At 73.7% G+C, this 14,262-nt stretch carries 15 protein-coding genes; 11 read left to right on the forward strand and 4 right to left on the reverse strand.

Annotated elements, in window-relative coordinates; translation table 11 throughout:
* Positions 1-30: 30 nt before the first annotated feature.
* The 4 genes from HCC30_RS24525 (at position 31) to HCC30_RS24535 (ending at position 4,603) form a co-directional block, all read left to right on the forward strand.
* Entirely contained in the window at positions 31-1,224 is a 1,194-nt protein-coding gene (locus HCC30_RS24525; RefSeq protein WP_169444948.1) for a sensor histidine kinase, read from the forward strand.
* Positions 1,225-1,307: 83 nt separating this feature from the next.
* The gene (locus HCC30_RS24530) at positions 1,308-1,637 is read left to right on the forward strand and encodes a plasmid stabilization protein (RefSeq protein ID WP_169444949.1); all 330 of its coding nucleotides are present in this window, start codon (positions 1,308-1,310) and stop codon (positions 1,635-1,637) included.
* A gap of 18 nt (positions 1,638-1,655) precedes the next feature.
* A complete protein-coding gene (locus tag HCC30_RS29075; protein ID WP_277348042.1) occupies positions 1,656-1,781 on the forward strand; it encodes a hypothetical protein in 126 nt (41 codons plus the stop codon).
* A 221-nt stretch (positions 1,782-2,002) separates the two neighbouring features.
* Positions 2,003-4,603, forward strand: a complete 2,601-nt coding sequence (locus HCC30_RS24535) for an ATP-dependent Clp protease ATP-binding subunit (RefSeq protein WP_169445002.1) — start codon at positions 2,003-2,005, stop codon at positions 4,601-4,603.
* Between the two features lie 19 nt (positions 4,604-4,622).
* On the opposite strand, the gene HCC30_RS24540 is transcribed toward HCC30_RS24535, so the two are convergent.
* Positions 4,623-4,844 (reverse strand): DUF6011 domain-containing protein, encoded by a 222-nt coding sequence (locus tag HCC30_RS24540; protein WP_169444950.1) that lies wholly within the window; start codon positions 4,842-4,844, stop codon positions 4,623-4,625.
* 171 nt (positions 4,845-5,015) lie between these two features.
* On the opposite strand from HCC30_RS24540, the gene HCC30_RS24545 reads away from it, so the two are divergent.
* Positions 5,016-6,470 (forward strand): glyceraldehyde-3-phosphate dehydrogenase, encoded by a 1,455-nt coding sequence (locus HCC30_RS24545; protein ID WP_169444951.1) that lies wholly within the window; start codon positions 5,016-5,018, stop codon positions 6,468-6,470.
* Positions 6,471-6,581: 111 nt separating this feature from the next.
* On the opposite strand, the gene HCC30_RS24550 is transcribed toward HCC30_RS24545, so the two are convergent.
* Positions 6,582-7,157 (reverse strand): CGNR zinc finger domain-containing protein, encoded by a 576-nt coding sequence (locus HCC30_RS24550; RefSeq protein ID WP_169444952.1) that lies wholly within the window; start codon positions 7,155-7,157, stop codon positions 6,582-6,584.
* Positions 7,158-7,253: 96 nt separating this feature from the next.
* On the opposite strand from HCC30_RS24550, the gene HCC30_RS24555 reads away from it, so the two are divergent.
* From HCC30_RS24555 to HCC30_RS24575, 5 genes are all read left to right on the forward strand, one after another.
* Positions 7,254-8,435 (forward strand): epoxide hydrolase family protein, encoded by a 1,182-nt coding sequence (locus tag HCC30_RS24555; RefSeq protein ID WP_169444953.1) that lies wholly within the window; start codon positions 7,254-7,256, stop codon positions 8,433-8,435.
* 57 nt (positions 8,436-8,492) lie between these two features.
* A complete protein-coding gene (locus HCC30_RS24560) occupies positions 8,493-9,722 on the forward strand; it encodes a GDSL-type esterase/lipase family protein (RefSeq protein WP_169444954.1) in 1,230 nt (409 codons plus the stop codon).
* 110 nt (positions 9,723-9,832) lie between these two features.
* The gene (locus HCC30_RS24565) at positions 9,833-10,357 is read left to right on the forward strand and encodes a hypothetical protein (RefSeq protein ID WP_169444955.1); all 525 of its coding nucleotides are present in this window, start codon (positions 9,833-9,835) and stop codon (positions 10,355-10,357) included.
* Positions 10,354-10,701: a transcriptional regulator gene (locus tag HCC30_RS24570; RefSeq protein ID WP_346776788.1), complete on the forward strand. Its 348-nt coding sequence runs from the start codon at positions 10,354-10,356 to the stop codon at positions 10,699-10,701. The genes HCC30_RS24565 and HCC30_RS24570 overlap by 4 nt, the downstream gene beginning before the upstream one ends.
* Positions 10,702-10,744: 43 nt before the next feature.
* Complete coding sequence (locus HCC30_RS24575; protein WP_169444956.1) at positions 10,745-11,233, forward strand: hypothetical protein; 489 nt, start codon at positions 10,745-10,747, stop codon at positions 11,231-11,233.
* A gap of 10 nt (positions 11,234-11,243) precedes the next feature.
* Here the strand turns inward: HCC30_RS24575 and HCC30_RS24580 are convergent, their stop codons facing one another.
* A complete protein-coding gene (locus HCC30_RS24580) occupies positions 11,244-11,405 on the reverse strand; it encodes a hypothetical protein (protein ID WP_169444957.1) in 162 nt (53 codons plus the stop codon).
* A gap of 343 nt (positions 11,406-11,748) precedes the next feature.
* Here HCC30_RS24580 and HCC30_RS24585 point away from each other — a divergent pair, with 343 nt between their 5' ends.
* Positions 11,749-13,209 (forward strand): aldehyde dehydrogenase family protein, encoded by a 1,461-nt coding sequence (locus HCC30_RS24585; RefSeq protein WP_169444958.1) that lies wholly within the window; start codon positions 11,749-11,751, stop codon positions 13,207-13,209.
* A gap of 7 nt (positions 13,210-13,216) precedes the next feature.
* Here HCC30_RS24585 and HCC30_RS24590 read toward each other — a convergent pair whose 3' ends face one another.
* Positions 13,217-14,134 (reverse strand): alpha/beta fold hydrolase, encoded by a 918-nt coding sequence (locus HCC30_RS24590; RefSeq protein ID WP_169444959.1) that lies wholly within the window; start codon positions 14,132-14,134, stop codon positions 13,217-13,219.
* Between the last annotated feature and the right edge of the window lie 128 nt (positions 14,135-14,262).

Genomic DNA, 14,262 nt, shown 5'->3' on the forward strand with positions numbered 1-14,262 from the left:
CGGCGGCGCCCCGGCCGTACATTCGACGGCATGCCCCCGCTCCGCACCAGGCCGTTCCGCGGTGCCGGCCGCACCCCGCGCGACTGGCTCGCCGACATCGGCTTCTTCCTGTTCGCCGCGGTGTTCTCCGTCGTCACCGCCGACAGCGTCGTCATCGACCCGGAGACGCCGCGCAGTTGGCTGCTCGTCGACCAGGCGGTCGGCGCCCTCGCCTGCGCCTCGGTCTTCCTGCGCCGGCGGTGGCCGGTGCCGCTGGCCGTGCTGCTGCTGGTGACGGGCATGTTCTTCCACTTCGTCACCGGGGCCACGCTCGTGGTGCTGTTCACCGTGGCCGCGTACCGCTCGCGGCGGCTGACGGCCGCGGTGGCCTCGATCTCCCTCGTCCAGTTCACGGTGTTCCTGCTGAGCGGTCCGGAGGCCGAGCACGCCGAACAGAAGGCGACGGGCTCGGCGTTCACCTACTTCGCGCTGGTGGCCTGCGCCTTCGGCTGGGGTCTGTACGTGCGCTCGCGGCGCGCGCTGGTCGCCTCCTGGGAGGCGCGGGCACGGCAGGCGGCGGCCGAGGCGCGGCGGCAGGCCCGCGAGGAGATCGCCCGCGAGATGCACGACGTGCTGGCGCACCGGCTGTCGCTGCTGAGCGTCCACGCGGGGGCGCTGGAGTTCAACCCGGGCGCGGGCGAGGCGGAGGTGCGGTCGGCGGCCGGGGTGATCCGGAGCAGCGCGCACCAGGCGCTGCAGGACCTGCGGGAGGTGATCGGCGTGCTCCGCGCCCCCGAGCCGGACCCGGCGGCACCGGAGCGCCCGCAGCCCGGGCTCGCGGACGTGGCCCGGCTGGCCGCCGAGTCCCGGGACGCCGGCGCCGACGTCACCCTGCGCGACCGGACGGCGCCCGCCGAGGGGCTGCCCGCCACCACGGGCCGCACGGCGTACCGCATCGTCCAGGAGGCGCTCACCAACGCGCGCAAGCACGCCCCCGGCGCCCCCGTCACCGTCACCCTCTCCGGCGCCCCGGGCGAGGGCCTCAGTGTCGGGGCGGAGAACCCGGTGGGGGCGGGCGGGAGCGTCGTCCCGGGGGCGGGGCTGGGGCTCGTCGGGCTCGCCGAGCGGGCCGAACTGACCGGCGGGGAGCTGGAGTACGGGGTGCGGGACGGGGTCTTCCGGCTGCGGGCGCGGCTCCCGTGGACGCGGCCGGAGACCGGCGGCGGGGACGCGCCGGGGGCGTGAGCCCCGTTTCGGGGTCCGGCTGCGCGGTACCCGGCAGCGGAACAGGTCGTCCCCGACGAACCACCGGCAGACCGGGAGGAACCATGCCCGCGGGTGCGAACGCGAAGCGAGAGCGGCAGTACGAGCACATCAAGGAGGGCCAGAAGCGGCGCGGTGCCTCCGAGGGCCGGGCGGAGGAGATCGCGGCCCGCACGGTCAACAAGGAGCGCGCCCAGGCGGGCGAGTCCCGCAGCGCCAGCCGCACCTCGACGCGGGACAAGCCGGCGCCGGAGCGCGGCGGCGAGCGGTCGGGCAAAGGCAAGGGCCCGGTGAGCCCGACGCGGGACCAGCTCTACAACGAGGCCCGGCAGAAGGGCGTCGAGGGCCGCTCCAAGATGACCAAGGAACAGCTCGCCCGGGCCGTCGGCCGCTGACCGGGACCCGGGGTCTTCGTGCTGCGCGCGCTCGCCGACGTGCTGCGGGCGGCCGGCGCCGCCGTCTCCGGCGCGGCCTCCCTGCCGTTCAAGCTGCTGTCCCGGCTGCTCCGCGGCGCCTCGCGGAGGACCGGCGGACGCTGACCTGCGCCCACCCCGGCGGAGCCCGGCGGGAGGCCCGGGCCGGGGTGCCGTGCGATGGTCGGGTGGTGGGCCCGCCCGTCCAGCCCGTGCGCGGGGCGTGCCGCCGCCACGCAGGGTGGAGGTGTCGGCGGTGCGGGGCGGGGAACCCGGGCCCAGACCGTTGAAGGGCCGATCTTCCGGCACGCTCCCCGCCGGTCCGAGAGGTGGATGCGATGAGTTCCATGGGTCCCGAAAACTCCGGCCGCGATCCGCTCGGCGACTTTCTCTCCCGGTTCTTCGGGGCGGGCGGCGGCGCGGGCGGCCCCCGTCCGGACTCGCGCTACTACGACTTCCTGCACTTGATGAGCGAGCCGGCCCGGCAGCTGGTCTCGGGCGCGGCCCGGTACGCGGCCCAGCACGGGAGCAGCGATCTGGACACCGAGCACCTGCTGCGGACGGCGCTGTCCTCGGAGCCGACGCGGGGCATGGTGCAGCGCGCGGGGGCGGACCCGGACGCGCTGGCCGAGAAGATCGACGCGCACGCGGACGAGGGGCCGTCGCGCAGTTCGGTCTCGGTCAGCCCGGCCGCGAAGCGGGCGCTGATGGAGGCCCAGCAGGCGGCGCGTACCGCCGGGGCCTCGTACATCGGCCCTGAGCACATCCTGATGGCGCTGGCGGCGAACAAGGAGTCGACGGCGGGGCGGATCCTGGACGCGGCCGCGCACTTCGGACCGTTCGGCTCGTACGGGCCGTTCGGTCCGGAGAACGGGCCGGGGGGCGGTCAGGGGCCCGGCGGCCCTCGCCCCGGCGGGGAGGGCGGAGGTCCGGGGCCCTGGGCGGGCGGCGGGCAGCGTCCCGGCGGCGCCCCCAGCCGGACGCCGAACCTCGACAAGTACGGCCGTGATCTCACCCAGGTCGCCCGCGAGGGGCGGATGGACCCGGTGATCGGGCGGGACGAGGAGATCGAGCAGACCGTGGAGGTGCTGGCCCGGCGGGGCAAGAACAACCCGGTGCTGATCGGCGAGGCCGGGGTGGGCAAGACGGCCGTGGTGGAGGGGCTGGCGCAGCGGATCGCGGACGGGGAGGTCCCGGACAACCTCGCGGACCGGCGGGTGATCCAGCTGAACTTCTCCGCGCTCGTCGCGGGCACCCGGTACCGGGGCGACTTCGAGGAGCGCCTGACCGGCCTGATCGACGAGATCCGCGACCGCAGCGACGAGATCGTGGTGTTCATCGACGAGCTGCACACCGTCGTCGGCGCGGGCGGCGGCACCGAGGGCGGGTCGATGGACGCCAGCAACATGATGAAGCCGGCGCTCTCCCGCGGGGAGCTGCACGTGATCGGCGCGACGACGCTGGAGGAGCACCGCCGGTACATCGAGGCGGACGCGGCGCTGGCACGGCGATTCCAGCCGGTGCTGGTGCCGGAGCCGACGACGGCCGACACGGTGGAGATCCTGCGCGGCCTGCGGGACCGGTACGAGGCGCACCACCAGGTCCGCTACACCGACGAGGCGCTGGTCGCCGCGGTGGAGATGTCCGACCGGTACCTGCCGGACCGGCATCTTCCGGACAAGGCGATCGACCTCATCGACCAGGCGGGCGCCCGCGTCCGGATGCGTTCCTCGACCCGCAGCGGCGACGTGCGGGCGCTGCAGCGCGAGGCGGAGCAGGTGCGGCGGGACAAGGACCAGGCGGTCGCGGCCGAGGACTACGAGCGGGCCAAGGAGCTGCGCGACCGGCTGAACGAGATCGAGCGGCGGATGGGCCAGGACGGCGAAGCGCACCGCCCGCACGACGAGTTCGCCGAGGTGACGGTCGAGGCGATCGCGGACATCGTGTCCCGGCAGACGGGCATCCCGGTGAGCAGTCTCACGCAGGAGGAGCGGGAGCGGCTGCTGGGCCTGGAGCAGCATCTGGGCGAGCGGGTCATCGGCCAGGACGAGGCGGTCACGGCGGTCGCGGACGCGGTGCTGCGCTCGCGCGCGGGGCTGGCCAGTCACGACCGTCCGATCGGCAGCTTCCTGTTCCTCGGCCCGACGGGTGTGGGCAAGACGGAGCTGGCGCGGGCGCTGGCCGAGGCGCTGTTCGGCAGCCAGGACCGGATGGTGCGGCTGGACATGAGCGAGTACCAGGAGAAGCACACGGTGAGCCGCCTCGTCGGGGCGCCGCCCGGGTACGTGGGCCACGAGGAGGCCGGGCAGCTCACCGAGACGGTCCGCCGCAACCCGTACGCGCTGCTCCTGCTGGACGAGGTGGAGAAGGCGCACCCGGACGTGTTCAACATCCTGCTGCAGGTGCTGGACGACGGGCGGCTGACGGACGCGCAGGGCCGGACGGTCAACTTCAGCAACACGGTGATCGTCATGACCAGCAACCTCGGCTCGGAGGCGATCACCGGGCGCGGCCCGCGGCTGGGTTTCGGGGACGGTGCGGAGGGCGACGAGAAGGCGCGTCAGGAGCGGGTGCTGCGGCCGCTGCGCGAGCACTTCCGCCCGGAGTTCCTCAACCGCATCGACGAGATCGTCATCTTCCACCAGCTCACCGACGAGCAGCTGCGGCAGATCACGGACATGCTGCTGGACGAGACGCGGCAGCACCTGCGTTCGCAGGACGTGGAGGTGACGTTCTCGCCGGAGGCGGTGGAGTGGATCGCGCGGCGCGGCTACGCGCCCGAGTACGGTGCCAGGCCGCTGCGGCGCACGATCCAGCGCGAGGTGACCAATCAGCTCTCCCGCAAGCTGCTGCGGGGTGAACTGGCCCCGCACGAGCGGCTGTTGGTGGACGTGGAGGGCGACCGCCTGGACTTCCGGCAGGAGCAGCCGGCGGGCGGAAGCGACTGAGGGCCGTCCCGGCGGAGGGTCACAGGCCCGGGAGGCGGTCCTGTTCGACCTCGTGCCCGTCGGGGCGCGGGGCGATGCGGACGGCGAGTTTGGTGCGGCAGTCCGGGCCGAGGCCCCACATGCGGGAGGTGCGGTCCCGCAGCGGCTGGCCGCACATGCGGCACACGGCGCGGCGTCCCTCCTCGGGGTCGGTGCCGGGGAGGGGCACGGGTTCCTCGTGCGCGGCGCGCTCGTCGTTCATGGCGTCCGGTCTATCAGACCCCGGCCGGGGCGCTGCCGGGGTCTGTCCCGGAATGACCGGCTAGTGACCGGTATCCGACCGTGATCTCCCGCTCACAGGACGCCGCTTGACCGACCGGGCCGGTAGTCGGGTTAACATGTGAGCGCCGCCTAGCTCGAAAGTTAGATCACTGTGACTGTCAAAGACGACTCGTTCACCAACTGGAAGAACCGCGAGGAAATCGCGGAGTCGATGATCCCGCTCATCGGGAAGCTGCACCGCGAGCGGGACGTCACCGTCCTGCTGCACAGCCGCTCCCTGGTGAACAAGTCGGTGGTCAGCATCCTCAAGACGCACCGCTTCGCCCGGCAGATCGCCGGTGAGGAACTCTCCGTCACCGAGACGATGCCCTTCCTGCAGGCCCTCACCACCCTCGACCTCGGTCCCTCGCAGATCGACATCGCGCTGCTCGCCGAGACCTACCGGGCCGACGAACGCGGCCTGTCCGTCGAGGAGTTCACCGCCGAGGCCGTCGCCGGGGCCACGGGCGCCAACAAGATCGAGTGCCGTGAGCCGCGCGACGTCGTGCTCTACGGCTTCGGCCGCATCGGCCGCCTCCTGGCCCGGCTGCTGGTCGAGAAGGCCGGCTCGGGCAACGGTCTGCGGCTGCGCGCCATCGTCGTCCGCAACAGCGGCGGTTCGGCAGCGGACGACCTGGTCAAGCGGGCCTCCCTGATGCGCCGTGACTCCATCCACGGCCAGTTCCAGGGCACGATCACCGTCGACGAGGCGAACAGCACGATCATCGCCAACGGCAACGAGATCAAGGTGATCTACGCGGGCGACCCGTCCGAGGTCGACTACACCGCGCACGGCATCAAGAACGCCATCCTGATCGACAACACCGGCAAGTGGCGCGACCGCGAGGGCCTTTCCACGCACCTGCGCCCCGGCGTCGAGAAGGTCGTCCTCACCGCGCCGGGCAAGGGCGACGTCCCGAACATCGTGCACGGCGTCAACCACGACATGATCAAGCCGGACGAGCAGATCCTGTCCTGCGCCTCCTGCACGACGAACGCGATCGTCCCGCCGCTGAAGGCGATGGCCGACGAGTACGGCGTCGTCCGCGGCCACGTGGAAACCGTCCACTCGTTCACCAACGACCAGAACCTGCTGGACAATTACCACAAGTCCGAGCGCCGCGGCCGGTCCGCGCCGCTCAACATGGTGATCACCGAGACCGGTGCCGCCTCCGCCGTCGCCAAGGCGCTGCCGGACCTCCAGGCGAAGATCACCGGCAGCTCGATCCGGGTGCCCGTGCCGGACGTCTCGATCGCGATCCTCAACCTCCAGCTGGAGCGCGAGACCTCCCGCGAGGACGTCCTGGAGCACCTCCGCGAGGTGTCGCTGACCTCGCCGCTGAAGCGGCAGATCGACTTCACCGACTCCCCGGAGGCGGTCTCCAACGACTTCATCGGCTCCCGCCACGCCTCGATCGTCGACGCGGGCGCCACCAAGGTCGACGGCGACAACGCGATCCTCTACCTCTGGTACGACAACGAGTTCGGCTACTCGTGCCAGGTCATCCGGGTCGTCCAGCACGTCTCCGGCGTGGAGTACCCGACGTACCCCGCGCCCGCGGTCTGATCACCCTCCGGGTGCCACGACGCCGCTGACACCGCCCGTCCTCCGTACTACCGCCTCACGTCCGGCGGCACGGAGGGCGGGCGGTGCTCGTCGTACCCGGCCGGCCGCGCGTCACGTCGTCGGTGCGGGGCCGGTGCGCCGGCCGGCGTGGAAGCGCGCCTTCTTCTGGCGGTTCCCGCAGGTGTTCATGTCGCACCATCTGCGGGTGCGGCTCCGGCTGGTGTCGAAGAAGGCGGCCCGGCAGGTGGGCGACGCGCACAGGGCCAGCCTGCCGTCCCGTTCGCCCGCGATGACGCCGACCGCGTCGGCGGCGATCACGCCGAGGGCGTCCGCCACTTGCGCATCCGGGCCGAGCCGCCATCGCCGCTCGCCCTCGGGCGTCAGGACCGCCGCGGCCCGCCCCCGGGCACTGTGCTCGTTGATGACGTGGACGGCGGGGGCGGGCAGAGCCTCCCGGAGCGCGGCCGCCGTCGCGGCGGCGTGGACCGACTCCCGCAGTTCCCTGGCCCGTTCGAGCTGGGCAGCGGTGCAGGAGTCCACGGCGAGGCCGTACACCGCCAGCCAGTCGACGAGTCGGTGCGGTGCGGGAATGCGTTCCACCGGCTCGCCGTGACGCTCCGACAGCGTCCCCGTGAAGCTGGTCGCCAGCACGGTGCCGAGGCGGAACTCGGGGAATGCAGCGGACATGGAACCACCATAGCCGGTTGCCATGAACCGAGAGCCAGGGTAGAACCGCCATAGCCGGTTCACGAGTGGCCGGTTCCGCGACGGCCAGGAGGTCTCATGTCCCGCCCCACCGGCGACGTGCACGCATTCGCATCCCACGTGGCGGAAGCCGAACTCGACGACCTGCGCGCGCGGCTGGCCGCGGCGCGGCTACCGGAGGCCGAGACGGTCCGCGGCTCGGCACCCGGCGCGCGGCGCTGGGAGCAGGGCGTCCCCCTCGCCGATCTCGTCGACGTGGTGCACCACTGGCGCACCGGATACGACTGGCGGTCCTTCGAGGAGCGCCTCCACCGGATCGGCCAGTTCCGCACGGTCATCGACGGTCTGGGAATCCACTTCCTGCACCGCCGGTCCAAACGCGCGGACGCGACCCCGGTGATCCTGACGCACGGCTGGCCGGGGAGCGTGGCCGAGTTCGTCGACGTGGTGGACGAACTGGCGGAGCCGGAGGACCCGGCCGCGCCGGCGTTCCATGTCGTGGTCCCGTCACTGCCGGGCTTCGGATACAGCGACAGGCCGGACGCCACCGGGTGGGGGGTCGAGAGGATCGCGGCCGCGTGGGTGGAGCTGATGGGAAGGCTCGGGTACCCCACGTTCACCGCCCACGGCGGGGACTGGGGCGGTGTGATCACCACCGTCCTCGGCAGCAGGTTCCCGGAGCACGTGCTGGGCATCCACTCCACGCTGGCACAGGCACCGCCGGGGCTGACGACGGACGGGCTGACGGCGGCCGAGCGCCGGTGGGCCGAGGAGACCCGCGACTTCTGGAGCCACCGCGCGGCGTACGCCAAGCAGCAGGCGACCCGGCCGCAGACCATCGGCTACTCGCTCGTCGACTCTCCGGTCGGCCTTCTCGCCTGGATGCTCGACAAGTTCGCCGAGTGGACGGACACCGAGGACAGCCCGTTCGAGACGCTGTCGAGGGACCGCGTGCTCGACGACGTCACCCTCTACTGGCTGACGCGGACCGGTGCGTCGGCGGCCCGTATCTACGGTGAGAGCCACGGCGGGATCAACGCCCTGGACCCCGGCCTCCGGGTCGACGTCCCGACGGCGATCACCGTGTATCCCCGGGACATCGAGAAGTGCCCCCGCCCCTGGGCACAGGAGCGGTACCGGCGGATCGTCCGCTGGCGGACTCCCGAAGCCGGGGGCCATTTCCCGTCGTTGGAGGTTCCCGGGTACTTCGTCGAGGACCTGCGGGAGGGTCTCGCGGCGGTGCTGGCCGCTCCTCGGTGAGCGCGGCCGTGCCGGAAAGGAGGTGCGGAACAGGTGTGCGGTTGACAGGGTGAGCCCATGAACTCTCCGCACGACCCCGCCTCCGGCTCCCCCTCCCCCGGATCGGCGGACCTGATCACCACCCCCGTCACCGCCCCGCTCCTGCGCGGCGCCCTGGAGGTGGAATCCACCCCGGACGGGCTGCTGCCGCACCGGCTCCCCGCGCGGGCCCGCGCCCAGTTCCCCGACGGACAGGTGGCGATGGCCGAGGCCCAGCCCTCGGGCGTCCGGCTGGCGTTCCGCACCCGGGCCACCGTCGTCGAGCTGGACGCGCACCGCACCAGGAACAGCTACGTGGGCGCCCCGGAGCGCCCGGACGGGCGGTACGAGCTGCTCGTCGACGGCCGCCCCGCCGGGGAGGACAGCGTCCCGGGCGGGAACGTGCTGCGGATCGACATGACCGCGGGCACCGCCGAGACCCTGCCCGGGCCGCCCGGCACCGTCCGGTTCACCGGCCTGCCCGCGCGGAGCAAGCACGTCGAGATCTGGCTGCCGTACAACGAGATCACCCGGCTGATCGCGCTGCGCACCGACGCCCCCGTGGAGCCCGCGCCGCCGCTCGGCGAGACCGGCCGCCCGGTGTGGCTGCACCACGGGAGTTCGCTCAGCCACGGTTCCGACGCGGCGGGCCCCACCAGCACCTGGCCCGCGCTGGCCGCCTCGCTGGGCGGCGTCGAGCTGGTCAATCTCGGCCTGGGCGGCGCCGCGCTGCTCGACCCGTTCACCGCCCGCGCCCTGCGGGACACCCCGGCCGACCTGATCAGCCTCAAGCTGGGCCTCAACGTGGTCAACGCCGACCTGATGCGGCTGCGCGCCTTCACCCCCGCCGTGCACGGCTTCCTCGACACCGTCCGCGAGGGGCATCCGGACACCCCGCTGCTGGTGATCTCGCCCGTCCTGTGCCCCATCCACGAGGACACCCCGGGGCCCGGCGTCCCCGACTTCAGCGGCATGGACGAGGGGCGCATCCGGTTCCGCGCGGCCGGGGACCCGGCGGAGCGGGCGAGCGGCAAGCTGACGCTGAACGTCATCCGGGAGGAGCTGGCCCGCGTCGTCGCCCAGCGCGCGGCCGAGGACCCGCACCTGCACCACCTCGACGGGCGGGAGCTGTACGGCGAGGCCGACTTCGCCGAACTCCCGCTGCCCGACGGTCTCCACCCGGACGCGGCCACCCACCGCCGCATCGGCGAACGCTTCGCGTCCCTGGCCTTCGGCGCGGACGGTCCCCTCGCCCCCGGGACGGCCTGAACTCCCGCCCCCACAGCGGGCTTTCCTTTTTGGAAAGTCCTTGAAAGAGTGGCAAGTACGCGGCGGTCGCCGGACCGCCGCGCGCTCCGCTCACGAAAGGCCAGGCCCGTATGCCCGCACAGCACGGCGACCCCGCAGCACCCGCACCCGCCGGGGAGACCGACGCCCTGGGAGGGGCGGAGGCGGCGGCCGCCGCGAGCGGCGACCTGCGGGAGGCCGAGGCGGCGCGCGAACGGGCCCTGCTCCAGGCCCAGTTGTCGCCCGCCTGGTACGGCCCGGCGGGCGCGCTCCTTCTGTCGGCCTACGGAATCGGCATGGGCGCGGTGTACGACGCGGACGGGATCGGCCTGTGGCCCCTGGTCGGCCTGCCGGTCCTGCTGGCCGCGATCGCGCTCGGGCGGATACGGCGCCGCCGCTCGGGCGTGCTGGTGCCGCGCTCGCACAGCCGACGGCGGGGGGCCGCGGTGGCCGGGGTCGTGGTGTTCGCCGGAGTGTGGGGGGTGTGCACGCTGGCCCTGGGCCTCGGCGAGCAGGTGTCGCTCGGGATCACCGGCACGGCGCTCGGGCTGTGGACCTGGGGCCAGTGCGTCCTGCGGAACGTCACGGTCCGGCGGAAGCTGCGGGAGCTCGCGTGACGTCCCCGGCGCCCGGCGCGCTGGACGGGGCGTTCCGGCATCCGACCCGGCTGGCCGTGGCCGCGTTCCTGTCCGCCTGCGAGGAGGCCGAGTTCGGGACCCTGCGGGACTACTGCCAGGTGTCCGACTCGGTGCTCAGCAAGGCCGCGTCGAATCTCCAGACCGTCGGCTACCTCGACATCCGCAAGGGGTCCGTCGGCCGGCGCTTCCGTACCTGGCTCTCCCTCACCCCGGACGGGCACGAGGCACTGGCCCGGCATCTGGACGCCCTCCAGGAGCTCGCGTCCGCGGCCCGGCAGGCGGGCGCGGGCGCCGTCGACTCCGCCGGGGCGGACGGGAGTTGAGCCCGGCCGGAGGGGTGTCCGGCGCCCCGTGGACAATGGGCGGATGAAACGACCTGTGATCGCCGTGGCCGCGTGTGTCCTGCTGTGGGGGCTCTTCACCGTCGGGTCCCCGATGCTGAAGGAACACAACGAGAGCTTTCCCGACACGTTCAACGACGTGGTTCTGAAGGAGCGCGTCAAGACGTTCCCCACGGCGGCCGAAGCGCCGGAATCCGGGGACGGCGAGGGCAGGTTCGTCCTCCCCGGCTGGGTCCCGGAGGACGCCACCGAGGTGAAGGTCAAGATCGAGACGACGGGGAACGCGGAGCTCATACGTTTCGACCTCGGCGACACCCCGCTGGACCCGGGCGAGTTGAAGAAATGCAGGGCCGGCGGCTTCGTCGAGGGCCCGAAGCTGCGCGCCTCCTGGTTCACGGCGGAGCCGGAGGAGGGCGACGGGCGCGCCGACTGCTCGGAGATGTACGAGTTCCGCGTCCTGGAGAAGGGCGGCCAGGTCTTCGCCTGGAGCAACGGGAACTACGCCGGGGAGTAGCCCGGCCCCCTCAGCCGTCGCCTCCGCCGCTCCTGCCCCTGCCGGGGAGGGTGGTGCGGGGCGCGGCGCCGCTCCCGTCCCCGGCGTCGTCCTCGTCCTCGGAGCGCCCGTAGCGCCCGGTCAGGTACAGGAGCAGGAGCGCCCCCAGCACCACCACGACGACCTCCGTCACGCGGCCCCCTTCCGCGTCGGGCCGGCGGCACGGACACGCGCGTGCGCCGGCCACCCGATGAACTCCCCGGGACGGGTGGGGCGCCCCGGGGCGCCGCCGTCGCGCGGGTTCCCCGGAGTCTTCCCGGTTCGCGCCCGCGCCAACTCCCTTTCCGCGCCGGGGTTTTCGGCGTCCCGCAGCCGGGGGTGACAGCCGCCCGCCGGGTCGCGTTGACGCGCCCGGGGAACGGGCGGACACTGCGGGCAGGTCCGAGTGAACGCGAGTTCACCAGGCGAACAAGGCCCTGCGGCCGTCGCTCCCGGGCCGCACCGCACCGCCCCCGCACCCCGAAGGACCCCGTCTCATGACCCTCCAGCGCGAGCTGCTGATCGACGGCAAGGACTCCCCCGCCGCCTCCGGACGCACGGCCGAGGACGTCGACCCCTACACCGGCGAGGTGTACGCCACCGTGGCCGCCGCGGGACCCGAGGACGTCACCCGCGCCGTGGACGCGGCCCAGGCCGCCTTCGACGCCTGGGCAGCGCTCGACCCCTTCGCCCGCAGGAAGATCCTGCTGGACGCCGCCGACCTGCTGGAGTCCCGGGGCGAGCAGGCCGTGGAGCTGATGGCGCGGGAGGCGGGCGGCGCCCGGCCCTGGGCCCTGTTCAACGTGCGGCTGGGCGCGAACATCCTCCGCGAGGCCGGCGCCGCCGTGACGGCGCCCCGCGGCGAGGTGCTCAGCTCGCAGGAGACGGGCAAGCTCGGCCTCGCCGTGCGGGAGCCGGTCGGCGTGGTGGCGGCCTTCTCGCCGTGGAACGCGCCGGTGATCCTCGGGGTGCGCTCGGTGGCCGCCGCGCTCGCCGCGGGCAACACGGTGGTGATGAAGCCCAGCGAGGACGCGCCGCTGGCCTGCGGCCTGTTCGTCGCCGACGTGCTGCGGGACGCCGGGCTCCCGGACGGCGTGCTGAACGTCGTCACCAACGACCCGGCGGACGCGGCGGAGATCGCCGAGACCCTGGTCGCCGACCCCCGGGTGCGGGCGGTCAACTTCACCGGCTCGACGCACGTCGGCCGCATCATCGGCACCCACGCTGCGCGCCATCTCAAGCCCGCCGTCCTGGAGTTGGGCGGCAAGAACGCCGTCGTCGTCCTCGACGACGCGGACGTGGACTACGCGGTGGACGCCGTGACCTTCGGCGTCTTCATGAACGCCGGGCAGATCTGCATGTCCGGCGACCGGGTCCTGGTGCACGAGTCGCTGGCCGGCGAGTTCAGCGCCCGGCTCGCCGAGAAGGTGAGCGGCCTCCCGGCCGGTGACCCGGGCGAGCCGAGCACCGTGATCGGCCCGCTGGTCAGCCGGGACGCGGCCCGCCGGGTCGCCGCGCTGGTCGCGGACGCGGTCGCCAAGGGCGCCACCGTCCTCACCGGCGGCGGCGAGCCCGAGGGCGCGGTGCACCCGGCGACGGTGCTCACCGGCGTGCCGCGGGACGCGGAGCTGTACCACGGCGAGGCGTTCGGCCCGGTGTGCGTGATCGACACCTTCGGCACCGACGACGAGGCCGTCGCCCTGGCCAACGACACCGAGAACGGGCTCACCGCCGGCGTCATCACGGAGAACGGCACCCACGGGCTGCGCGTCGCCCGCCGGATCCGCACCGGGATCGTGCACGTCAACGACCAGTCGGTGGCGGACGAACCGCAGGCGCCGTTCGGCGGGTTCAAGGCCAGCGGGTACGGCCGGTTCGGCGGGCGCTGGGGCATCGAGGCGTTCTCCAACACCCGCTGGGTCACCCTGGCCACCGAGCAGGCGCAGTACCCGTTCTGACCCCCGGTCAGCCGACGGAGTCGAGGAAGTCCAGGATCCGGCGGTTGACCTGCTCGGCGTGGTCGATCTGCGGCCCGTGCCCGGTGGCGCGGACGATCTCGGCGCGCGCCCCCGGCACCAGCCGCGGCACCCGTTCCGCCTGGCGCCGGGGGTGCACCAGCAGGCTCCGCTCGCCGAGCACCAGGTACAACGGCGTGCGGAGGGTGCGCAGTTCGTCCTCGGTGAGCGGGAGCGGCGCCGGGCGCCGGATGCGGTGGGCGCGCACCCCGGCGCGGATCATGGCCCGCAGTTCGGGGACGACGAGGACGGGCTGTTCCAGCCAGGCGGCCAGCCGGGGGCGCAGCGCGCGGGGCGCGAAGGTCGCGAAGTAGCCGGCGAAGATCCAGGCGAAGAAGCGGAGGCCGACCTTCTCCAGCCCGCCGGGATCGAGCAGGGTGACGGAGGCGAGGCGGCCGGGGGCGCGGTGCGCCTGGTTCAGCGCGAGCCATCCGCCGTAGGAGCTGCCGACGAGGTGGACGCGGTCGAGACCGAGCCCGTCGAGCGTCTCCTCCAGCCAGGCCGCGGCGCGTTCGGGCTGGTGGACGGCCTCGCGCTGGACGCTGCGGCCGGGGTCGCCGGGGGTGTCGACGGCGTAGACCGGGCGTTCGGCGGCGAACGCGGGCGTGTTCGGGTACCACATCGCGGAGCAGCTGCCCGAGCCGTGCACCAGGACGACGGGGGTGCGGGCGGCCGCCGGCCCCTCGGTCGGCCCGTACCGGTAGACGTGGGTGGTGCCCGCGCGGGTCTCCACGTCGGTCTCCGCGACGGCGGGCGCGCCCAGCGCGTAGACGGCGTCGCAGGCGGCGAAGTAGCGGTCGCGCAGCGCCTCGTCGACGTAGCGGCCGACGTCGGCCGGGACACCCTCGCGGGTCACGGATTCGGACACGGTGCACCTCCTGGGGAGCGTCACTCTCTCGTGGTACGACGGTACCACTGTGGTGGTACGGCGGTACCATCTCAGGGTGCGGGCCCCGGCGGCCCGCGCGCGCACCGGAGCCAGCGAGGAGGAGACCG

The sequence above is a fragment of the Streptomyces sp. HNM0574 genome (assembly GCF_012726235.1).
Lineage (GTDB): Bacteria > Actinomycetota > Actinomycetes > Streptomycetales > Streptomycetaceae > Streptomyces.

Coding starts and splice junctions, on each gene's coding strand:
- HCC30_RS24530 (WP_169444949.1), top strand. CDS start 1,308: ATGCCCGCGGGTGCGAACGCGAAGCGAGAGCGGCAGTACGAGCACATC.
- HCC30_RS24575 (WP_169444956.1), top strand. CDS start 10,745: ATGAAACGACCTGTGATCGCCGTGGCCGCGTGTGTCCTGCTGTGGGGG.
- HCC30_RS24560 (WP_169444954.1), top strand. CDS start 8,493: ATGAACTCTCCGCACGACCCCGCCTCCGGCTCCCCCTCCCCCGGATCG.
- HCC30_RS24525 (WP_169444948.1), top strand. CDS start 31: ATGCCCCCGCTCCGCACCAGGCCGTTCCGCGGTGCCGGCCGCACCCCG.
- HCC30_RS24585 (WP_169444958.1), top strand. CDS start 11,749: ATGACCCTCCAGCGCGAGCTGCTGATCGACGGCAAGGACTCCCCCGCC.
- HCC30_RS24535 (WP_169445002.1), top strand. CDS start 2,003: ATGGGTCCCGAAAACTCCGGCCGCGATCCGCTCGGCGACTTTCTCTCC.
- HCC30_RS24550 (WP_169444952.1), bottom strand. CDS start 7,157: ATGTCCGCTGCATTCCCCGAGTTCCGCCTCGGCACCGTGCTGGCGACC.
- HCC30_RS24540 (WP_169444950.1), bottom strand. CDS start 4,844: ATGAACGACGAGCGCGCCGCGCACGAGGAACCCGTGCCCCTCCCCGGC.
- HCC30_RS24565 (WP_169444955.1), top strand. CDS start 9,833: ATGCCCGCACAGCACGGCGACCCCGCAGCACCCGCACCCGCCGGGGAG.
- HCC30_RS24555 (WP_169444953.1), top strand. CDS start 7,254: ATGTCCCGCCCCACCGGCGACGTGCACGCATTCGCATCCCACGTGGCG.